At 46.0% G+C, this 18,856-nt stretch carries 16 protein-coding genes; all 16 read left to right on the forward strand.

Going from position 1 to position 18,856, the window contains the following annotated elements; all coding sequences use genetic code 11:
* Positions 1–4: 4 nt before the first annotated feature.
* The 16 genes from FHS57_RS11770 to FHS57_RS11845 all read left to right on the forward strand — a co-directional run bounded on the left by FHS57_RS11770 (position 5) and on the right by FHS57_RS11845 (position 18,843).
* The gene (locus tag FHS57_RS11770; protein ID WP_183973794.1) at positions 5–784 is read left to right on the forward strand and encodes a LytR/AlgR family response regulator transcription factor; all 780 of its coding nucleotides are present in this window, start codon (positions 5–7) and stop codon (positions 782–784) included.
* 96 nt (positions 785–880) lie between these two features.
* Positions 881–2,110, forward strand: a complete 1,230-nt coding sequence (locus FHS57_RS11775) for a hypothetical protein (protein ID WP_183973796.1) — start codon at positions 881–883, stop codon at positions 2,108–2,110.
* Positions 2,111–2,129: 19 nt separating this feature from the next.
* The gene (locus tag FHS57_RS11780; protein WP_229601321.1) at positions 2,130–3,794 is read left to right on the forward strand and encodes a DUF8832 domain-containing protein; all 1,665 of its coding nucleotides are present in this window, start codon (positions 2,130–2,132) and stop codon (positions 3,792–3,794) included.
* A 264-nt stretch (positions 3,795–4,058) separates the two neighbouring features.
* On the forward strand, positions 4,059–4,694 hold the full coding sequence (locus FHS57_RS11785; RefSeq protein ID WP_183973798.1) for a Crp/Fnr family transcriptional regulator: 636 nt from the start codon (positions 4,059–4,061) through the stop codon (positions 4,692–4,694).
* A gap of 86 nt (positions 4,695–4,780) precedes the next feature.
* Positions 4,781–5,587, forward strand: coding sequence for a sulfite exporter TauE/SafE family protein (locus FHS57_RS11790; RefSeq protein WP_183973800.1), 807 nt, complete (start codon positions 4,781–4,783; stop codon positions 5,585–5,587).
* A gap of 87 nt (positions 5,588–5,674) precedes the next feature.
* Positions 5,675–7,093, forward strand: coding sequence for an MBL fold metallo-hydrolase (locus tag FHS57_RS11795; RefSeq protein ID WP_183973802.1), 1,419 nt, complete (start codon positions 5,675–5,677; stop codon positions 7,091–7,093).
* Between the two features lie 9 nt (positions 7,094–7,102).
* Positions 7,103–7,321 (forward strand): hypothetical protein, encoded by a 219-nt coding sequence (locus FHS57_RS11800; RefSeq protein ID WP_183973804.1) that lies wholly within the window; start codon positions 7,103–7,105, stop codon positions 7,319–7,321.
* Positions 7,322–7,788: 467 nt separating this feature from the next.
* Entirely contained in the window at positions 7,789–10,749 is a 2,961-nt protein-coding gene (locus FHS57_RS11805) for a SusC/RagA family TonB-linked outer membrane protein (RefSeq protein ID WP_229601334.1), read from the forward strand.
* Between the two features lie 4 nt (positions 10,750–10,753).
* A complete protein-coding gene (locus FHS57_RS11810; RefSeq protein ID WP_183973808.1) occupies positions 10,754–12,433 on the forward strand; it encodes a RagB/SusD family nutrient uptake outer membrane protein in 1,680 nt (559 codons plus the stop codon).
* Positions 12,434–12,574: 141 nt separating this feature from the next.
* Positions 12,575–13,621, forward strand: coding sequence for a c-type cytochrome (locus FHS57_RS11815; RefSeq protein ID WP_183973810.1), 1,047 nt, complete (start codon positions 12,575–12,577; stop codon positions 13,619–13,621).
* Positions 13,622–13,640: 19 nt separating this feature from the next.
* Positions 13,641–14,063, forward strand: a complete 423-nt coding sequence (locus FHS57_RS11820; RefSeq protein ID WP_183973812.1) for a DsrE family protein — start codon at positions 13,641–13,643, stop codon at positions 14,061–14,063.
* 85 nt (positions 14,064–14,148) lie between these two features.
* Positions 14,149–15,810 carry a bifunctional metallophosphatase/5'-nucleotidase gene (locus FHS57_RS11825; RefSeq protein ID WP_183973814.1) on the forward strand — a complete coding sequence of 554 codons (1,662 nt, stop codon included), beginning with the start codon at positions 14,149–14,151 and terminating at the stop codon, positions 15,808–15,810.
* Between the two features lie 69 nt (positions 15,811–15,879).
* Positions 15,880–17,295 (forward strand): OprD family outer membrane porin, encoded by a 1,416-nt coding sequence (locus FHS57_RS11830; protein ID WP_229601322.1) that lies wholly within the window; start codon positions 15,880–15,882, stop codon positions 17,293–17,295.
* 38 nt (positions 17,296–17,333) lie between these two features.
* Positions 17,334–17,906, forward strand: a complete 573-nt coding sequence (locus FHS57_RS11835) for a YeeE/YedE family protein (protein ID WP_183973816.1) — start codon at positions 17,334–17,336, stop codon at positions 17,904–17,906.
* A 19-nt stretch (positions 17,907–17,925) separates the two neighbouring features.
* Entirely contained in the window at positions 17,926–18,429 is a 504-nt protein-coding gene (locus FHS57_RS11840) for a DUF6691 family protein (protein ID WP_183973818.1), read from the forward strand.
* 24 nt (positions 18,430–18,453) lie between these two features.
* Complete coding sequence (locus tag FHS57_RS11845) at positions 18,454–18,843, forward strand: DUF983 domain-containing protein (protein WP_183973820.1); 390 nt, start codon at positions 18,454–18,456, stop codon at positions 18,841–18,843.
* Positions 18,844–18,856 lie beyond the last annotated feature (13 nt).

Below are 18,856 nucleotides of genomic sequence, written 5' to 3' on the forward strand. Positions count from 1 at the left end.
GACTATGAAAGTAATCATCATTGAAGACGAAGCCTTGGCGGCACGACAACTGAAAGCCATGGTACAAGAATGCGACGAAAGTATTGAGGTCGTGACCATGCTCGACAGCGTGGAGGCGTCGGTGGCGTGGTTGCAGGCCAACGAAAGTCCCGATTTGTTGTTGATGGACATTGAGCTGGTGGACGGGCAAAGTTTTGAGATTTTCAACCAAATAGAGGTGAAAAGTCCCGTCATTTTTACGACAGCCTACAACGAATACGCGATTCAGGCATTTCGGGTCAATAGCATTGATTATCTGCTCAAACCCATTGATGAAAAAGCCCTTCAACGCAGTTTGCAGAAATTTAAGGAACTGAAAAAACTCTACGGAACTACGTCAGATAATTCGTTGAGCATCAATGAGCTGGTGAATGCAATTAAACAAACGAAGCTTCCACAAACCGATTATCGCGAACGTTTTTTGTTGAAACAAGGCTCTCGTTTGGTTCCTATTGCGGTCGAAGATATTGCCTATTTCTACAGCCAAGAACGTCTGACATTTGTTAAAACTTGGGACGAACGTTCGTACGTGATTGATTATACTTTGGATGAATTAGAGTGTATCCTCAATCCTAGTTGTTTTTTTCGGGCCAACCGCCAGATTATTCTTTGTGCCAAAGCCGTAGATAAAGTACACCTACATTTTAATAGCCGCCTAAAACTCGACTTAAAACCCGCTACTGTCGAAGAAGTGTTTATCAGCCGAGATAAATCGGGAGAATTTCGGCTTTGGATGGGGGAATAACCGTACAGAGTTGTCGTAGGTTTTTCGTAGTTTCATGGCCTAATTCTGTTTTGAGCCAGTATTCATCAATAAAACCTAACAACAACCCTTGCAGTTATGGACAGTACTTTATCGCCTGCCGCAGGCGAATCTTCTCGCTATGAATCCGCTGTTTCGAGCCGAGATTTTTTTCTTAACATTCCACCTTATTTATACGCCGTAGTGTTTTCGTCGCTCTGTGTGATTACGGGCTTGATTTGGGACATTTGTTGGCACATGAGCATTGGTCGCGATGGACTGCTATCGCCTCCGCACGTGGTGATTTACGTGGGAGCGGTTGTGTCTGGGCTATTTTCGGGCTACCAAGTGTTATATACTACTTTCAAAGGCAGTGCGACCGAAAAAGCCAAAAGCGTTAAGATTTGGGGCTTTTTCTACAGCTCATTGGGGGCGCTGTTTTGCATTTGGGGGGCGATGATGATGCTTACATCGGCTCCTTTCGATGATTGGTGGCACAATACTTATGGGCTCGACGTGACGATTCTCTCTCCACCGCATACCGTACTGGCTTTGGGAATTATTGGGGTGCAATTTGGAGCAATTGTGAGTGTGATGTCGGTTAAAAACCAGATGAAAACCGCGCAAATAGACACGGATTTTTCACAACGTCGGCTCAAACGCCTCAACCTGATGTTTGCGCTTTCGGGTGGTTTTTTGATGACGATGTGGTACACCTTGTTGTCGGAAGAACTTGGGAGCTGGGAAATGCACAACGCGAGTTTTTATAAATTGTCGGCCATGGCGTTTCCTATCTTTTTGTTGGCAATGGGGCGAGGCAATGGCGGACGTTGGGCGATGACTTCTGTGACGGCCGTTTACACTGCTTTGATGTGTTTGACGCTCTGGATCATTCCGTTGTTTCCTGCTGAACCTAAATTAGGCCCCATTTGGAATCACTTTGACCATTACCAAGGATTTGCTTTCCCGATTTTGTTGTTACTGCCTGCATTGGCGATGGACTGGCTAATGCACCGCTTTGCGTACCTAAACGATTGGAAGTTGGCCGCCCTTATGAGCCTGGCCTTTGTACTTGTTTTGTTGTTGGTACAGTGGCCTTTTGGGAGCTTTTTACGCGAATCTCCTTATTCTCGCAACTGGATTTTTGGAACACACTATTATTATTTTGGCAACGACCCCAATTGGGAATACCGCTATAAATTTGCCCCTTGGACGTTGCAAACTACTTCACAGTTTGCGCTGGGAATGGTATATGCGTTGGGCTTCGGCTACGTGTCGTCTCGGATTGGCTTGGCGTGGGGAAAATGGATGCGAACTATTCAACGATAAAAGAGGGGAGAAGATACGTATGAAAAGGATAGAAATTAGAAAAGTTGCTGCTTTTGTCGGCTTTATCACCCTGTTTTTAGTCATGCAAGTGCAGGCGCACGTTGGTAGTTCGGGGGTGTTGTACCAAGGACAAGCAGGTGGGTATCGGGTGCTGGTAAGCTTGATGCCACCCGATGTGATTCCAGGAACGGCGAATGTGACGGTGTATGTCGAAGAAGGAAATGCCAAAAAAGTAATGGCGCGCCCGATTTATTTCCGAACGGGAGATGAAGGCGCTCCGTCGGCCGACGAACTTGCGGCGGTTGTTGGCCAAGTTGGTCAATTTCAGGGTGTTGTGTGGTTGATGGCGGGAGGGGCGTCAAGTGCCCAAATCACCATCGAAGGCGATAAAGGGAAAAGTGAGTTGGTGGTGCCGATTGCGGCTATTTCTACGGCTCAACGCGAAATGCCTGCGGGTTTGGGGGTGTTGTTGAGCGTGTTGGGATTGTTGTTGGTGGTATTGTTAGTAACCACCATCGGAGCCAGTGCGAGCGATGGGTTATTGAAAGCAGGAGAATCGTTGACGACCAAGCAAAAACGCGCTCGGTTAGTGAATATGGGCGTTGCGGTCGTGGCCTGTACGCTCATATTGTACGGAGGTAGTAGCTGGTGGAGTAGCTGGGCTGATGACTATAAACAGCATTTATACAAACCCTTAGAAGGAAAAGCAGCGGTCGTTGACCAAAGCGGGGAGCGACTTTTCCAGCTCAAAATTGATACGACGCATTTGCTCAAAACAAGGCAGCGAACTACGCTGAGTTTTTTGATACCCGATCACGGGAAATTGATGCACTTATTTTTGGTACGTCAACACACGTTAGACGCCTTCGCCCATCTTCATCCCGAGCGACGAGATACTGCTACGTTTGAGGCGTATTTGCCAAAACTTCCCGCAGGTAAGTACCTCGTCTATGCCGACATTGTGCAACGCTCGGGATTTACGGAAACCATCACCGATACAGTCGAAATTCCTGCCATACAAGGAAACATTTTTCCTAAAACTGATCCCGAAGATACCTATGTGGTGTCAGACCCGCTGAACAACCCCAAGCGGATTCCTGTGGATGAAAACGTGGTAATATGCGGCAAACCTGGCACAAGCACCAAGCTAAAAGATGGCTCTACGGTCGTTTGGGAGGGGAAATCGAACGTCGCGTTTGAAGCGGGGAAACCCTATCAACTGGCATTTGAAGTGTTTGACCCTAGCGGCAAACCTGCGATTTTGGAGCCGTATTTGGGCATGAATGGCCACGCGGCTATCGTGAAATCGGACGGGAAGGTGTATATCCATTTGCATCCTGTGGGGACGTATTCGATGGCCGCCCAACAAAGTATGCAGAGCCGAATTGCGGATACAACCAAAATTTATCGCCTTACGACTTCTCCCAAGATTTTTCGAGATAGCATCGACCGCTACGTGGCAAGCCTCAAGGCAATGACACCTTCGGAGCGTGACCAATTGTTGATGCAAACCATGACGGGCATGAACGCGCACGAAATGGGCGGCATGAAACACGAAAATCGAATTGTGTTTCCGTATGCCTTTCCCAAGGAAGGGCAATACCGTATTTTCTTGCAAATCAAGCGAAACGGACAGGTTTTGACGGGCATTTTTGATGCCATTGTGAAAGCTCCTGCGATGTAGTGAGTGGGGTGGTCTGACTATCGTCTCGGGGCGGTCTGACTATCGTCTGACCACCGTCTCGGTCAGACGACAGTCAGACCGCATGAGTAGTTTCTTGCAAATCGGGGTGGCCTGACTATCGTTTGACCCCGTCTCAGTCAGACCGCATGAGTAGTTGAGAAAGAAAATCAGCCTCAACAGGGCTATTTTTGGAACTCAAATCAAAAAAAGTTAATTATTTTGCGAACGGCGTTATTGATAAAAAACACCCCAATCGCAAACTTCATGCAACTAGACATAGAATTTCTTCACTCCCGTTTTAACGGTTTGTTTGAGCTAAACTTGCTCAAAGAATTAGGGCAAGTAGGCACCTACATGGAAATTGAAGAAGGGCACGTACTGATGCGCCCAGGGGCTTATATTCGTAGTGTACCCATTATTTTGAGCGGCTCTATCAAAATCTTGCGCTCCGATACCGACGGTCGAGAGGCATTACTATATTATTTAGGAGGGATGGATTCGTGTGCTATGTCATTGACGTGCTGCCTGAACCGCCGTAAAAGTGAAATCACCGCCGTAGCGGAAGAAAAAACAAAACTAATTTCTGTTCCCGTCGAAAAAGTCGAAGAATGGGTGTCGAAATACTCTTCGTGGAAACAATTTGTGTTTGCCACTTACCAAAAACGATTCGACGATTTGTTGGGTGCCATCGACCAAATTGCCTTCCGAAAACTTGATGAACGTCTTTTGAGCTTGTTGCAACGCAAATCAAAACAATGCGGATGCAGCGTATTTACGGTAACGCACGAAGAAATTGCGGGCGAATTGGCCACATCGCGCGAAGTAATTTCACGTTTGCTCAAACAACTCGAAAAACTCGGTCGCGTCAAGCTCTCACGAAATAAAATTGAATTAATGTAAAAAAAAGAGGCTCTGTGATAATTATCACTTACTGCCCGTAAGCGTAGCTCTACTTTTGCAGCATCATTCAATCCTTCTGCAAGCGTATGAGCACGTTAGAAATTTTCGGTTTTGGAGCCTCTATTTTGATTGGCGTTAGCCTTGGCCTCATTGGTGGCGGTGGTAGTATTCTTACCCTGCCTGTTTTAGTGTATCTTCTTCATCTTAACCCAGTTACCTCAACGGCCTATTCGCTTTTTATTGTGGGTTCTACGTCGTTGGTTGGTTCGTTTACCTACATGCGTAAGGAGTTGGTTAACTACCAAGCGGCGATTGTTTTTGCGATTCCGTCGTTTGTTGCGGTCTATCTTACGCGGAAGTATTTGGTGCCTTCGATTCCAAGCTCATTGTTTACGGTAGGCGGCTTTGAATTTACCAAAAATGTCGCCATCATGGTCTTTTTTGCGCTTGTGATGTTGGCTGCTTCTTATTCTATGATTAAAGATAAAAAAGAAGCCAAAGGAAATGATTCAGAGGAGTTGAAATTCAATTACCCCTTGATTGCCCTTGAAGGCGGTGTGGTAGGGATTTTGACGGGAATTGTCGGAGCGGGTGGTGGTTTCTTAATTATCCCTGCTTTGGTGTTATTGGCACGCTTACCGATGAAAATGGCCGTGGGGACGTCGTTGCTCATCATTGCGGCAAAATCACTTATTGGTTTTGTTGGAGATATGTCCAACATGCAAGTGGATTGGCCGTTTTTGCTCGAATTTACCGCTTTGTCGGTGGTGGGTATCTTTGTCGGGACCTACATGTCAAAATACATTCCTGGCGAGAAACTTAAAAAGTCCTTTGGTTGGTTTGTATTGGTAATGGGTGTGTATATCATTGCTAAAGAACTCATGTTCAGTTAAAAAAAAGACTTGTGTGACCAATGTCACGGTACAAGACGAATAAAAGTTGGAATTTTACATCACAAACAATAACATTCTCAAAAGCGCATGAAAATCGAACAAATTTATACGGGTTGTTTAGCCCAAGGAGCTTATTACATTGAAAGTGAAGGCGAAGTAGCCGTGATTGACCCACTTCGTGAAGTGACGCCGTACATTGAGCGTGCAGCCAAAGACGGTGCAACCATTAAATACGTTTTTGAAACGCACTTTCACGCCGATTTTGTGTCTGGCCACTTGGACTTGTCTCAAAAAACGGGAGCGCCAATCGTCTATGGCCCCAATGCCAAAACAGGTTTTGAAGCACACATTGCTACCGATGGCGAAGAGTTTCCACTAGGAAAAGTGAAGTTTAAAGTGTTGCATACGCCAGGCCACACCATGGAGTCAACGTGTTATTTGTTGATAGATGAAAACGGTCAAGAAAAAGCGTTGTTCAGCGGAGATACCCTTTTCATTGGAGATGTAGGTCGTCCTGACTTGGCACAAAAATCAGATTTGACCATTAATGACTTAGCAGGTCATTTGTACGAGTCACTTCGCAACAAAGTAATGACCTTACCCGACGACGTCGTGGTTTATCCCGCGCACGGTGCAGGCTCAGCTTGTGGTAAAAACATGAGTAAGGAAACAACCGACTTGCTAGGAAACCAGAAGAAGTTCAATTACGCACTTCGGGCAAATATGACGAAAGAGGAGTTTATTGAAGAAGTAACCAACGGTTTGGCAAAACCACCTCAATACTTCCCTCAAAACGTGAAGATGAACAAAGAAGGGTACGAAAGTATCGATGTCGTGATGGAGCGTGGTGCGCAGGCATTGAGCGCCGCGGCGTTTGAAGCTGCCGCCAACGAAACGGGCGCGGTGATTCTCGACACACGCGGTGCCCAAGTGTTCAACAAAGGGTTTATTCCAAATTCTATCAATATTGGTCTTAAAGGTGATTTTGCTCCGTGGGTAGGTGCATTGGTACCTGACGTGAAGCAAGAAATTTTGCTAGTGACCGAAATAGGCCAAGAAGAAGAAGCCATTTTGCGTTTGGCGCGCGTTGGCTACGATAACGTGATTGGTTATCTTGAAGGAGGTATCGAAACGTGGGGGGCAGCTGGACAAGAAGTGGACACGATAACGTCGATTACGCCCGATGAACTTGCGGACAAAATGGCGGAGGAAAAAGTGATGGTCATTGATGTTCGTCGCCCAAGCGAGTTTTCGGCGGAGCACATTGACGGTGCTAAAAGCTTACCCTTGGACTACATCAGTGAGTTAATGGCGGAATTTCCAAAAGATCAAACCATGTACATTCACTGTGCGGGTGGGTATCGTTCGATGATTGCCTCGTCTATTCTGAAGTCGCGCGGGTACGACAACCTTATTGACATTGCTGGCGGTTTCGCTGCGATTTCAAAATCGGGTCGCTTTACGTTGACCGACTATGTGTGTCCAAGTACGTTGAAGAAGTCGTAAAAAAATAGGATGAAAAAAACGCTCGATAATTGGCAGCTTTGGCTTATGGCAAGTCTAACCTTGGGACTAGCGCCGTTTCTTCCTGAGCCCCACATTGTGGGCAAGATTCGTTGGATTCTGGGAGGGGCTGTGGGAATGAAAGCAATAGACTGGTTTGATTTTGTATTGCATGGAACGCCTTGGCTGCTTTTTATCCGAGCATTGGTGATAAAAATAGCTAGAAAGTAAGGTTTTAGGGAACAATTAGTTTTTCCCCAGTATTACTAGCCGCATAGGCAGTAGTACTGGGGTTTTGTGTTTTGAGGGATATGCCAATTTGCCAAAGAATAAAAATTGCAAACGTTTGCATCTTGCGATAGGGCGATGTTGCTTTTCGTATAAAAAATATTATTATATCATTGTGCCTGATTTAACCAAAGACGACCCTGTGAATACCTACTTTGAACGCACTTCGCCATGCCCGTGTTGGCATGGGTTGACATTGAGCCAGTTGTCATCCATAAACCATAATTTAAAGATTTCATAACATCTCAAGGGTAGTCTCAGTGGGCAATATTACCCACTTTTGCGGCCTCAAATGGGCGAAGTTTTTATTATTATCTTATTCAACACTTCAAACAACCCTTTTTTTTATGCAACACTTTTTCGATTCTCCTCCTTTTAAGCTTCTATTCAGCATCCTTATGTTAGGATGTATGGGGCTTTTTTCTACTCATGTGCAGGCCAACATGCCCGTAGCAGCACCGCGCTCCGTGGCAGACATTACTGTCAAAGGCCGTGTGACGGATGCGGACACCAAAGAGCCGCTTGTGGGATGTAACGTGGTGGTAAAAGGTACTCAAAAAGGAACCAATACCGACGCAAACGGAAATTTTAGCATTGTGGTCTCGGACGAGAAAGCAGTGCTTGTCATTGGATTTATTGGCTATGAAAAACAAGAAATTGTCGTAGGAAGCCGCACCAACGTAGAGGTAGCCCTCAAATCGTCGGCGTCGGAACTTTCGCAAGTGGTGGTAATTGGGTACGGAACTACCACCAAAAAAGACGCAACGGGGGCGCTCAAAACCCTCAAAAGCACTGACTTCAACCGTGGTATTGTCAACTCTCCTGAGCAACTTCTCCAAGGCCGTGTGGCAGGGGTAAACGTTACTTCGGCAAGTGGAGAACCAGGTGGTCGTCAGTCGATTACCATCCGTGGGCCTGGTGGGGTTCGTACGGGAAGTACGCCGTTGTTTGTATTGGATGGTATCCCGCTCGACAACTCAAGCACGGGTGGAGCCACCAATCCCATGAACTTCCTTAACCCGCAAGACATCGAAGCCATTGACGTATTGAAAGATGCGTCAGCAACGGCCATCTATGGTGCGCGTGGTGCCAACGGGGTGGTGTTGATTACTACCAAAAAAGGAAAATCAGGAACCGCCAACATTTCGGTTTCGTCAAACATCGGTGTTTCCAACGTCGCAAGAGCTTTGCCTTTGTTTACTGCCGATGAATTCCGCAAGCAAGTAGTGGCTGTGGGTGGTACGCTCGATGACCTCAAGGCAAACACTGATTGGCAAAAAGAAATTACGCGTCAGGCCATTACCCAAGACCACAACTTGTCGTTTGGTGGAGGTACGGACAAACTCACTTACTATGGCTCTGTGGGAGCTCAAAACCAAGAAGGGGTGATGAAAAACAGCTCACTCAAGCGTTATACAGGCCGTTTTAATGCTTCACAGAAAATGATGGACGGACGCTTGGTGGTGGACATGAACTTGACCGCAAGCCAGACCATCAACAACCGTCCGCCAGTGGAAGGGGTACTTGGTTCGGCGCTTTCGGCCAATCCAACCTATCCTGTACGGGATGCTAACGGTCAATTGGCACGTTATCAGGCATTCACCAACCCTGTGTTGGCACTTGATTTGAACAAAGACATTACGACCATCAACCGTATCGTAGGAAGCATTTCACCTTCGTTCAAAATCTTGAAAAATTTGACGTACAAACTGAACCTTGGGGTGGACAACTCAAGCTCTACGCGTGACGTACAGGTGTTCCCAAGCACAGTGCCGCAGCAAGATGGTCGTTTGGAAGCAACTTACTTGGACAACCGCAACGTGTTGGTCGAGAACTATTTTACATTTACTGAAAGCTTCGGCGACCACAGCATCAATGCTTTGGCGGGTCACTCTTACCAGAAATTTTCGTTGGCGGGACGCAACTGGAGCATTAACAAATTTGCAGTTTCTCCGATTGAACCAGCCAATAACCCAAGCTTAGGTCAAGAATTGACGTTGGCGACCAACCGCCCAGGTGGTTTTGCGGTCATCAATGAGTTGCAGTCGTTTTTCTCTCGTTTGAATTATACCTTCAAAGACCGCTACTTATTTACTGCGACCGTGCGTGCCGATGGGTCAAGTAAATTTGGAGCCAATAACAAATACGGGATATTCCCGTCGTTCTCAGCAGGATGGCGCTTGTCAGAAGAGTCGTTTATGCAGTCAGGGCCTTTCACCGATTTGAAACTTCGTGCAGGTTGGGGACAAACGGGTAACCAAGAGATTCCGTCGAAAATTACTCAAGCGCTCTTTACTTCAAGTGCTTCGGCTACAACAAGTTATCCGTTGGATGCCTCGACAAGCTATCCCGCAGGAACAACTTTCGTTCGCCTAGCCAATCCAGACATTCAGTGGGAATTATCTTCTCAAATGGACTTAGGGCTTGATTTTGGTTTGTTCAAAGGTGCATTGACGGGTTCAGTTGACTATTTCCGTAAGGTATCGAGCAAAATTTTGTTGGAAGTTATCCCTGCTGACCCTATTCAGCCTGCTTCGACTTACTGGACAAACGTTCCTGACATGACCATCACCAACCAAGGAGTTGAGCTAGATATGAACTATCGCCACATTGCCCAAAGTGGTCTGCGTTTCGACATTGGTGGTAACATTACCTTTATCAAAAACGTAGTAAACAACTCTCCTTATACCGTGATTACTTCAGGCTCGGCAACAGGGCCAGGGTTGACATCTGCTACCGTGAACGGTTATGTAAATGGACAGCCGATTGGTACGTTCTACTTGCGTCAGTACATCGGAATTGATGATAAAGGCGTGAGCAAATACGCTGATATCGACGGTGATGGTACAGGTGGTACCGACAAAGACCGTATCGCAGCAGGTAGCGCACTGCCAACGCGTCAGTTTAACATCAACGCCAGTATCGCTTACAAAGGCTTTGATTTAGGCGCGAACTTTAACGGGGTGTCAGGGAATAAAATCTACGACAACACGGCAAACGCGTATTTTTACAAAGCACGTTTGGTTAAAAACTTGAACGGTATTGCAGAATCGGCAGGCGAACCCAACGAATCTATCAACAACGCCGCGCCAGTTTCGACGCGATTCTTGAAAGATGGTTCGTTTTTCCGTCTTAACAACCTGACGTTGGGCTATAACCTCGACACCAAGAAAATCGGAATCAACAACTGGATTTCGGCGGCGAGATTCTCAATTACTGGTCAGAACTTGTGGCTCATTACGAAATACAATGGCTACGATCCAGAAGTAAATACCGATCGTACGGTGAATGGTATTTCGTCGTTTGGTATTGACTATTTGAGCTATCCAAAAGCCCGTTCGTTTATTTTTAGCCTGAATTTAACTTTCTAAGAACATGAAAAAAATACTCATCATATCCTTCATTTCTTGTGCGCTTTTAACCCTCAACAGTTGTACTGATTTGGTTGAAAAAGTACTGGATGAATCATCGGCATCGGGCTTGACCGACAAGCAAGCGGCCGACGGTAGCCTTGCCCCTGTGTACGCACAATTGCCCAATATTTTCTTGCATACCAACTACTTCGCCATCCAAGAAATTTCTTCGGACGAGGCCATTTTACCTTACCGAGGTGGTACCGACTGGGGTGATAATGGAATTTATTTGGCCATGCACCAACACACATATACCAGCACCGACCCCAACATAAGAAACACTTGGTTGCTACTTACGCAGGGGATTTCGCGCGCGGTGACGGCCATGAGTGCGTTGCCAAATATCAACGACACCAACGCCAAGACCTACATCGCCGAAGCCCGTGGGATGCGTGCTTACTACAATTTGTTGTTGTTGGATTTGTTTGGATTGGTTTTCTCAAAAGAAGATCCTAATGGCCTTTCGGTGATTTTGCGCGGAGAGCAAGCGGTTGAGTACTTGAAAGCCGAATTTTTGGCCGTTGAACCGAGTTTGTTGACAACCGTTGGGCCTGGTCGCCTTACCAAAGGGGCTGTATGGGGGTTGTTGGCACGTTTGCACCTCAACGCCGCCGTCTATCGTGATCGCTATGCTAACAGCTTCCAGTTTAAACCTGAGGACATGGACAAAGTGGTGGAATACACCGATAAAATCATCAACTCAGGTCAGTATAGTTTGTCGGCCGATTATTTCTCAATGTTTAACTCCGATAACAATAGTAACAAAGAGTTGATTTTTGTTGGAGAACAACGTGCTGAACTCAACGGCCACAACCGTATGGCGTATTTCTCGTTGTCGGGTGACCAGTTCCCGTTGCCTGCTTTTCCTGCGGCAAACGGAACCGACGGCCCTGCCATCACTCCAGATTTTTATCAATCGTGGGTTCAAGCAAACGACGGAAAAGATCCTGCGGGTATTGACCCTCGTTTCTTTAAACAAAACTGGACGATGCCTGCTGACTCGTGTATTGCAGCTGATAAGTTTGAAATGAACCGTGGAATTTTGCGCGGAACGCAGTACGGTTTAATCCGTGTCAATGGTGCTTTTGTACGTTGTGGAAACAACTATAAAGTAGGAAAACTTTTCAACGTAACGCGTAACCGCCCAACCTTGGCCGTGAACTTTACGGAACAAGTAAACTTTACCGTGGTGGGTAGCGATTACAACACAGGTTATCGCGTGTTGAAGTATGAATTTAGCAAAAAATCATCATCTGGTCGTAACCTCGGCGATGCTGACCTCGTGATTTTTCGCTTGGCAGATGCGTATTTGATGCGTGCTGAAGCCAAACTTCGCAAGAGCAACGATGCCGCTGGGGCTTTGGCAGATGTGAATACGGTACGCGCTGCGCGCAAAGCAGTAGGTACGCCTGCACCAGCTTTGACCAGCATGACCCTCGACTTGCTTTTCCGTGAACGTGGGTTTGAGTTTTATTGGGAAGCCCAACGCCGTACGGACATGATTCGTTTCGGTAAATACGAAGGAACTTGGACTGAGAAGACCAACAATGATCCGAAAAAACGTATTTTCCCGATTCCTCAAACGGCCATCGACGGAGCGTCGAACCTAGTAGGTTATCTTAAACAAAACGATAGCTACTAATAAATAACAAGCAAATCACTATTTTAGAAGGTGGTCTCTCTAGCAGAGGCCACCTTTTTTTGTTGACTGTGACAAATGTTACATTTCAATGAAAAAATTATATAGAATTTAGCGTCCTCGATTACAACCTCATTCGCCCGTATGAAATTACTTAACGTTGTGCGCGTTCTTACCGTGCTAATTATCGCTGTCGCTTTGTATGCGGTAGGTCTTATTGGCTCGTACATTTTGGGCGCGTCAGATTGGCTAAAAAATTATACGGCCTCCTCCGCAACGGCAGATACCACCGCCGTTGTTCCTTATGATACCAACTTCCACGCGCTTTGGACACAGCCTGCCGATTGGCGTTTGGCAAAACTCGCACCCGAGCAGCGTCTCAAAATCGACTACGGCCGTGAGTTGATTGCGCACACCGCCGAATACCTTGGGCCTAAAGGAAAAGTAAAAGCAAACTCCAACGGAATGAATTGCCAAAACTGCCACCTCAACGCGGGTACTCAGCCTTGGGGCAATAATTACTTTGCGGTACAAGCCAATTATCCCAAATTCCGTGAACGCTCAGGGACGGTAGAAAACCAAATAAAACGAGTAAACGATTGCTTTGAACGTAGCCTTAACGGAAAAGCCCTCGATTCGACTAGCCGCGAAATGCAGGCAATTTTGGCCTATATCAAATGGATTGGAGGCGATGTCCCTAAAAAATATACCCCGCGTGGTTCGGGTATTTACAAACTCAAACTAATGAAACGTGCCGCCGACCCCGATAAAGGAAGAGTTGTTTATGAACAAAAATGCCAAAGCTGCCACCAAGCTAATGGTGAGGGGGTGATGGCCGAAGGCGGGCGTACCTACACTTACCCGCCGCTGTGGGGCGAGCGCAGCTACAACAACGGCGCAGGTTTGTTTCGCCTTTCCAATTTGGCGGGCTATGTAAAATACAATATGCCTTTTGGCGCAACCTACGAACGCCCTCAATTATCGGACGAAGAGTCGTGGGACGTGGCGGCTTTTGTCAATTCGATGCCGCGCCCTAGCAAAGATTTGAGCAAAGATTGGCCCAACATCGCTGGCAAACCTTTTGACCATCCTTTTGGTCCTTATGCTGACCCATTTTCGGAACAGCAACACAAATACGGCCCCTTCAAACCCATCAAAGAATGGAAGGAAAAACACAAGAAAAAATCGTAAACACTTAACATAGTTCTCAATGAAAAAGAACCTAATTGCCTTATTATTAGTTGTTTTTGCTTTTGTTAACCAAGGGTTTGCCCAACAAACCGATAAAGTTCACAAAATCGTATTTCACTTAGCTACCAGCGATACGTTGGCGCATAAAGCATTGGCCAAACAAGTGGCTAATGTGTTGGATTATTGGAAAAATGCCCAAATCGAAGTGGTCGTTCATAATAATGGCATTGGATTTATGAAAAAAAATGAGGCCAAAACTGCCAAAGAAATTGAGGCATTAAAAGCCCGAGGCGTGACGTTCGCAGTCTGTGAAAATACCTTGAAACAACGTAAAATCGACAAATCGGAGATTTTGCCTGAGGCTGTTTTTGTGCCCGTTGGTATTGCTGAGTTAGTCCTAAAACAAGAGGATGGCTGGGCGTATATCAAAGCGGGGTTTTAGGAGTGTAGGCGATTAATAGCAAACAAAAAATACCAAGAAATCCCATTAATCGGTGTCTAATCCATTCAATCCGTGTTCAATAATTATGCACTCAAGAAGAAAATTCATTCAAGCAAGCCTATTGGCTGGATTAGTGACAGAAAGCTCGGAGGTATTGGCCGAGGAAAAGAGCGAAATGAAACCAATTTTGACCCAAAATGGAACCATTACGTTGCTCCAGACCACCGATGTGCATTGTCAGCTTCATGCACACGATGAGCTTTTTTGGGAAAATAACCAGCTTGCTTTTCGCAAAGCAGGTGGTTACGCCCATTTAGCGACGGCCATCGACCAACTCCGAAAACAAAACCCTGACAATACCTTCGTGATGGATACGGGAGATATGTTTCAAGGAAGTATGCTGTCGGTAAAAACGTCGGGACAAGCATTTGTGCCTTTGCTCAATGCCATTGGCTATGATTTGTATTTGCCTGGCAACTGGGAAGTGGTGTATTACAAACAAAATATGCAAAAACTGATGGGAGGCTTGATGGCGCCTAAAGTTTGCGCCAACATGTACCACGATGTAGGCGAGGGGAAAAAGGGAGAACTGGTTTTTCAGCCGTATCATATTATTCATAAACTGGGCGTTAAAATTGGCTTTTTGGGCTACACCGACCACCTCGTGCCTATCCGCCAGTCGCCGTATTACAGCAAGGGCATTGTTTATACCAAACCTGAAGACAACATCAAGTACTGGGTAGAGGTATTGAAGCAGCAAGAACAGTGCGATTTTGTGATTGTTCTGGCTCACATTGGGTTGTCGCAGCAAATTGCATTGGCCAACAACCCCGATGCCAAAGGAGTGGATTATGTTTTTGGGGCCGATACCCACGAGCGGGTTAGAAAACCAATCCAGTGTGAGTACGCTAAAGTCGTAGAACCTGGGGCATTTGGGTCATTTGTGGGGCGTCTTGATTTGCAAGTCACCGATGGGAAAATTGTGGGGGAAAAGTACGAACTCATTGAAGTAAACCCCAAAAAATACCCTGCCAAACCCGAGATTAAAAAATTGGTAGAGGAAATCGAAAAGCCGTATCATGCCCAAATCAATCAAGTGATTGGCTACAGTACCGAGCCGTTGTACCGAAACATGGTGGTCGAAAATACGATTGATACCCTCATCGTGGATGCGCTCAAATGGAAAGTTAATACCGAAGTGGTGCTTTCTAATGGCTTTCGGTTTTGTCCACCGTGCGTGCCCGATGCTTCGGGGAAAGTGGCCATTACGGAAGGCTATCTTTTTGATATGTTGCCCGTCGATGCGACCGTGCGCGTGGGGAAAGCCACGGGGCAGCAGCTGGTCGATTGGCTCGAAAAAGAACTTCAAAATGTATTTGCCCAAGATGCTACCAAGCGTTTTGGTGGCTGGGTGGTGCGTTTCAAAGGCATGGAAGTAGAGTTTAAAGCCTTTGAACGCGTGGGGCAACGGGTGAAAAAAGTCATGATTGGCGACAAACCACTTGAATTAGAAAAAACCTATACGATTGCCGCCTGTGAGCGCGATGGAGACCCTGCGGATATGCTTTGCCGCATGAAAGGCGTGAAAGAAGCTTCGAATACCTCTTATACCCTTCATAGTGTGATGAAAGAATATTTAAAAGAGTTTTCGCCCGTGAGTCCTAAGATGCGACAAGCAGCGAAGGTCTTGGATGCTCCCCAAACACTCTTATCGCAGGTTCATGGGGTCGATTATCAATTTTTGTAGGAGTGTAACAATTGTCACGGACTAGGGGCTTGGGCGGCGGTACTTTTGTATAAAATTCTCGCAAATTGTATGAAAGTGCCGTTTTTACTTCCGTTGATGGGTATTTGGTGGAGTGTTAGTAGTGCAGTGGCGCAGGTACACAGCGACCAGCAGTATAAACACAAAGCAACCCCCGCCGACTCTATCCAAGACCTGAGTCATTTTTTTGCCAAAGGTCATTTTCACGGACATGCCCGTTCGTATTGGATGGGAACTGACAACGCAAGTGGCTTGAGCAATTTCTACGCTTGGGGGGTGGGAGCGGGTATTGGCTACGAAACGCCGCGTATTTTAAACCGTTTTCAAGTAGGACTAAGCGGTTTTTTTATGTTCAACTTGATGTCTTCTGATTTATCAAAACCTGATGCTAAAACGGGGCAAATCAACCGCTACGAAGTGGGATTGTTTGATATTCGCCGCCCCAACGACCACGAAGATTTAGACCGTTTGGAAGAACTATACCTTCGCTATCATTTTGGGAAAAAATCAAAAGTTACCGTTGGCCGTCAAGTACCCAAAACGCCTTTTATCAATCCTCAAGACGGACGAATGCGCCCAACACTGACAGAAGCGGCAGTTGTAGAGCTTAATGAATGGAAAAACACCAAAATTCAACTAGAATACGTGTTCCGAATTTCGCCCCGTTCGACCGTTGAATGGTTTAGGGTGGGAGAAAGTATGGGAATCTACCCCGTTGGAGTGGGGTTGGATGGAAAACCTTCTACCTATGCCAATAACGTAGAGTCAAAGGGGGTACTGATTGGTGGAATCACCCAAACCATTGGCCCCGTGACGGTTCAGGCGTGGGATACTTACGTCGAAAATGTCTTCAACACTGCTTTTGTGCAAGTTGATTGGAAGTCAAAATTTAAAAATAAACACGCTTGGGTGGCAGGCTTTCAAGCCGTTCGCCAGCAATCGGTCGGAAACGGAGGAAATCATGACGTAACCAAAGCCTATATGGCACCCGATAGCCGTTCGGCGGTTTTTTCGGGTAGGGTGGGGTATCGTTCTCCCAAATACGATGTCAACATAAACGCGACGCGCATTACAGCCGAAGGACGCTATTTGATGCCGCGAGAATGGGGAAGAGAACCGTTCTATACATTTATGCCACGCGAACGAAACGAAGGGATGGGTGACGTCAATGCGTTTTCGGTCAATGCGTTTTATAAACCTCGAACTCAGCTGAAATGGGAAGTAAGTTGGGGCTACTATAAACTTTCTGATGTAAAAAATGTGTTTTTAAATAAGTACGGAATGCCAGCTTATACGCAGCTAAATGCAGGCATGAGTTACCAATTTAAAGGCTTTTTTGAAGGACTAGATGCCCAACTTTTGGTTGTTCGGAAAGATAACATCGGAGCAACGTACGAAAACGACCGCTACGTGTTCAATAAAGTAAACATGTCTCATTTTAATTTTATCCTCAATTATCATTACTAATCATCATTTTTGCACATACGTAACTCATTCTCTGACTTATGGAATTAATCGAACTCATCAAAAAACCGTGGCCGTGGTACGTAGCAGGGCCATTGATTGGCCTGACAGTGCCAACATTGTTGCTCATTGGCAATAAATCATTCGGGATTTCGTCGTCGTTGCGCCACATCTGTGCGGCGTGTTTTCCTGCTAACATTTCCTTTTTCAAATACGATTGGAAAAAAGAAATCTGGAATTTGTTCTTCGTAGTGGGAGTATTGGTTGGGGGCTTTTTAGCAACTCAATTTCTCGAAAATCCTGATGATTTTGTGATTTCTGAAAAGACAATAGCTGCCCTCAGAGAGCTTGGAATTCAGGATTTTAAAGGCTTGATGCCTGCGGATTTGTTTGCTCTTGAAAATATTTTGTCGCTCAAAGGCTTCATTTTCTTTGTTTTTGGTGGTTTTTTGGTAGGTTTTGGTACGCGTTGGGCAGGTGGCTGTACGTCAGGGCACGCGATTATGGGGCTTTCAACCCTGCAACTCCCGTCGTTGATTGCGACTTGTTGTTTCATGATTGGCGGCTTTGTGATGGTACAAGTACTTCTTCCTTTCATTTTCAAACTTTTCTAACCTTCAATCAACGAATCTCATGGCAACGAATCAAACAAATACAAATACGGTATCTTTTCCAGAACACTTAGTATGCGATGCGCCCAACGACATGGTGAAGCGTGAAAGCACCCTTGGCAACCTCAAGTATTTGGTGGTTGGGGTGATGTTTGGCATTGTGTTCGTCAAAGCCGAAATCATTTCGTGGTTTCGTATTCAAGAAATGTTCCGTCTTCATAGCTTTCACATGTACGGTGTTATTGGCTCGGCGGTAGTAGTGGGGATGATTTCGGTTTTTCTGATTAAAAAATTCAACATCAAAACCCTAGCTGGCGAAACGGTGCAGTTTCACCCGAAGAAATTTATGCGGGGACAAATCTACGGCGGCTTACTCTTTGGCTTAGGCTGGGGAATCACAGGGGCTTGTCCAGGGCCTTTGTTTGCCCAAATTGGAAGTGGTTATGTGGCAGTGATTGTAACGCTCCTCAGTGCGATTGCAGGAACTTGGACATACGGGCTTTTAAAAGACAGATTGCCAAACTAAACGTGTAAACGTGCTGACATTGACATGCTAAAAGGAACCAAACTATACAGTATTCTCTTCAACAAGTGCCCACGCTGCCACGAAGGAGACTTTTTTGTTACAAAAACGGCTTACGACCTCAAAAATTTTGACAAAATGCACAAACGTTGCTCTCACTGCGACGAAGATTTTGAGCGGGAGCCAGGTTTTTATTTTGGAGCTATGTACACCAGCTACGGGCTTTATGTAGCGACCATCGTGACGTCATTTTTGGGCTATGTTATTTTTCTTGGAGGAGATGAGCTGCGGCTCCTGGCCTTTTTGATTCCAGGGCTTATTTTGTTGATGCCGCTGTATTTTCGGATAGGGCGGCGCATTTGGATAAATATTTTTGTGAAGTACAAATCAAAAAAAGCAGAAGAAAGTATCAATTAACCAACCTCTCGAA

It is taken from the genome of Runella defluvii (assembly GCF_014195535.1).
Taxonomy (GTDB): domain Bacteria; phylum Bacteroidota; class Bacteroidia; order Cytophagales; family Spirosomataceae; genus Runella; species Runella defluvii.

Bases quoted from the DNA above. Each gene is read 5' to 3' on its own strand.
- FHS57_RS11770 (WP_183973794.1), top strand. From the start codon at position 5: ATGAAAGTAATCATCATTGAAGACGAAGCCTTGGCGGCACGACAACTG.
- FHS57_RS11775 (WP_183973796.1), top strand. From the start codon at position 881: ATGGACAGTACTTTATCGCCTGCCGCAGGCGAATCTTCTCGCTATGAA.
- FHS57_RS11780 (WP_229601321.1), top strand. From the start codon at position 2,130: ATGAAAAGGATAGAAATTAGAAAAGTTGCTGCTTTTGTCGGCTTTATC.
- FHS57_RS11785 (WP_183973798.1), top strand. From the start codon at position 4,059: ATGCAACTAGACATAGAATTTCTTCACTCCCGTTTTAACGGTTTGTTT.
- FHS57_RS11790 (WP_183973800.1), top strand. From the start codon at position 4,781: ATGAGCACGTTAGAAATTTTCGGTTTTGGAGCCTCTATTTTGATTGGC.
- FHS57_RS11795 (WP_183973802.1), top strand. From the start codon at position 5,675: ATGAAAATCGAACAAATTTATACGGGTTGTTTAGCCCAAGGAGCTTAT.
- FHS57_RS11800 (WP_183973804.1), top strand. From the start codon at position 7,103: ATGAAAAAAACGCTCGATAATTGGCAGCTTTGGCTTATGGCAAGTCTA.
- FHS57_RS11805 (WP_229601334.1), top strand. From the start codon at position 7,789: ATGGGGCTTTTTTCTACTCATGTGCAGGCCAACATGCCCGTAGCAGCA.
- FHS57_RS11810 (WP_183973808.1), top strand. From the start codon at position 10,754: ATGAAAAAAATACTCATCATATCCTTCATTTCTTGTGCGCTTTTAACC.
- FHS57_RS11815 (WP_183973810.1), top strand. From the start codon at position 12,575: ATGAAATTACTTAACGTTGTGCGCGTTCTTACCGTGCTAATTATCGCT.
- FHS57_RS11820 (WP_183973812.1), top strand. From the start codon at position 13,641: ATGAAAAAGAACCTAATTGCCTTATTATTAGTTGTTTTTGCTTTTGTT.
- FHS57_RS11825 (WP_183973814.1), top strand. From the start codon at position 14,149: ATGCACTCAAGAAGAAAATTCATTCAAGCAAGCCTATTGGCTGGATTA.
- FHS57_RS11830 (WP_229601322.1), top strand. From the start codon at position 15,880: ATGAAAGTGCCGTTTTTACTTCCGTTGATGGGTATTTGGTGGAGTGTT.
- FHS57_RS11835 (WP_183973816.1), top strand. From the start codon at position 17,334: ATGGAATTAATCGAACTCATCAAAAAACCGTGGCCGTGGTACGTAGCA.
- FHS57_RS11840 (WP_183973818.1), top strand. From the start codon at position 17,926: ATGGCAACGAATCAAACAAATACAAATACGGTATCTTTTCCAGAACAC.
- FHS57_RS11845 (WP_183973820.1), top strand. From the start codon at position 18,454: ATGCTAAAAGGAACCAAACTATACAGTATTCTCTTCAACAAGTGCCCA.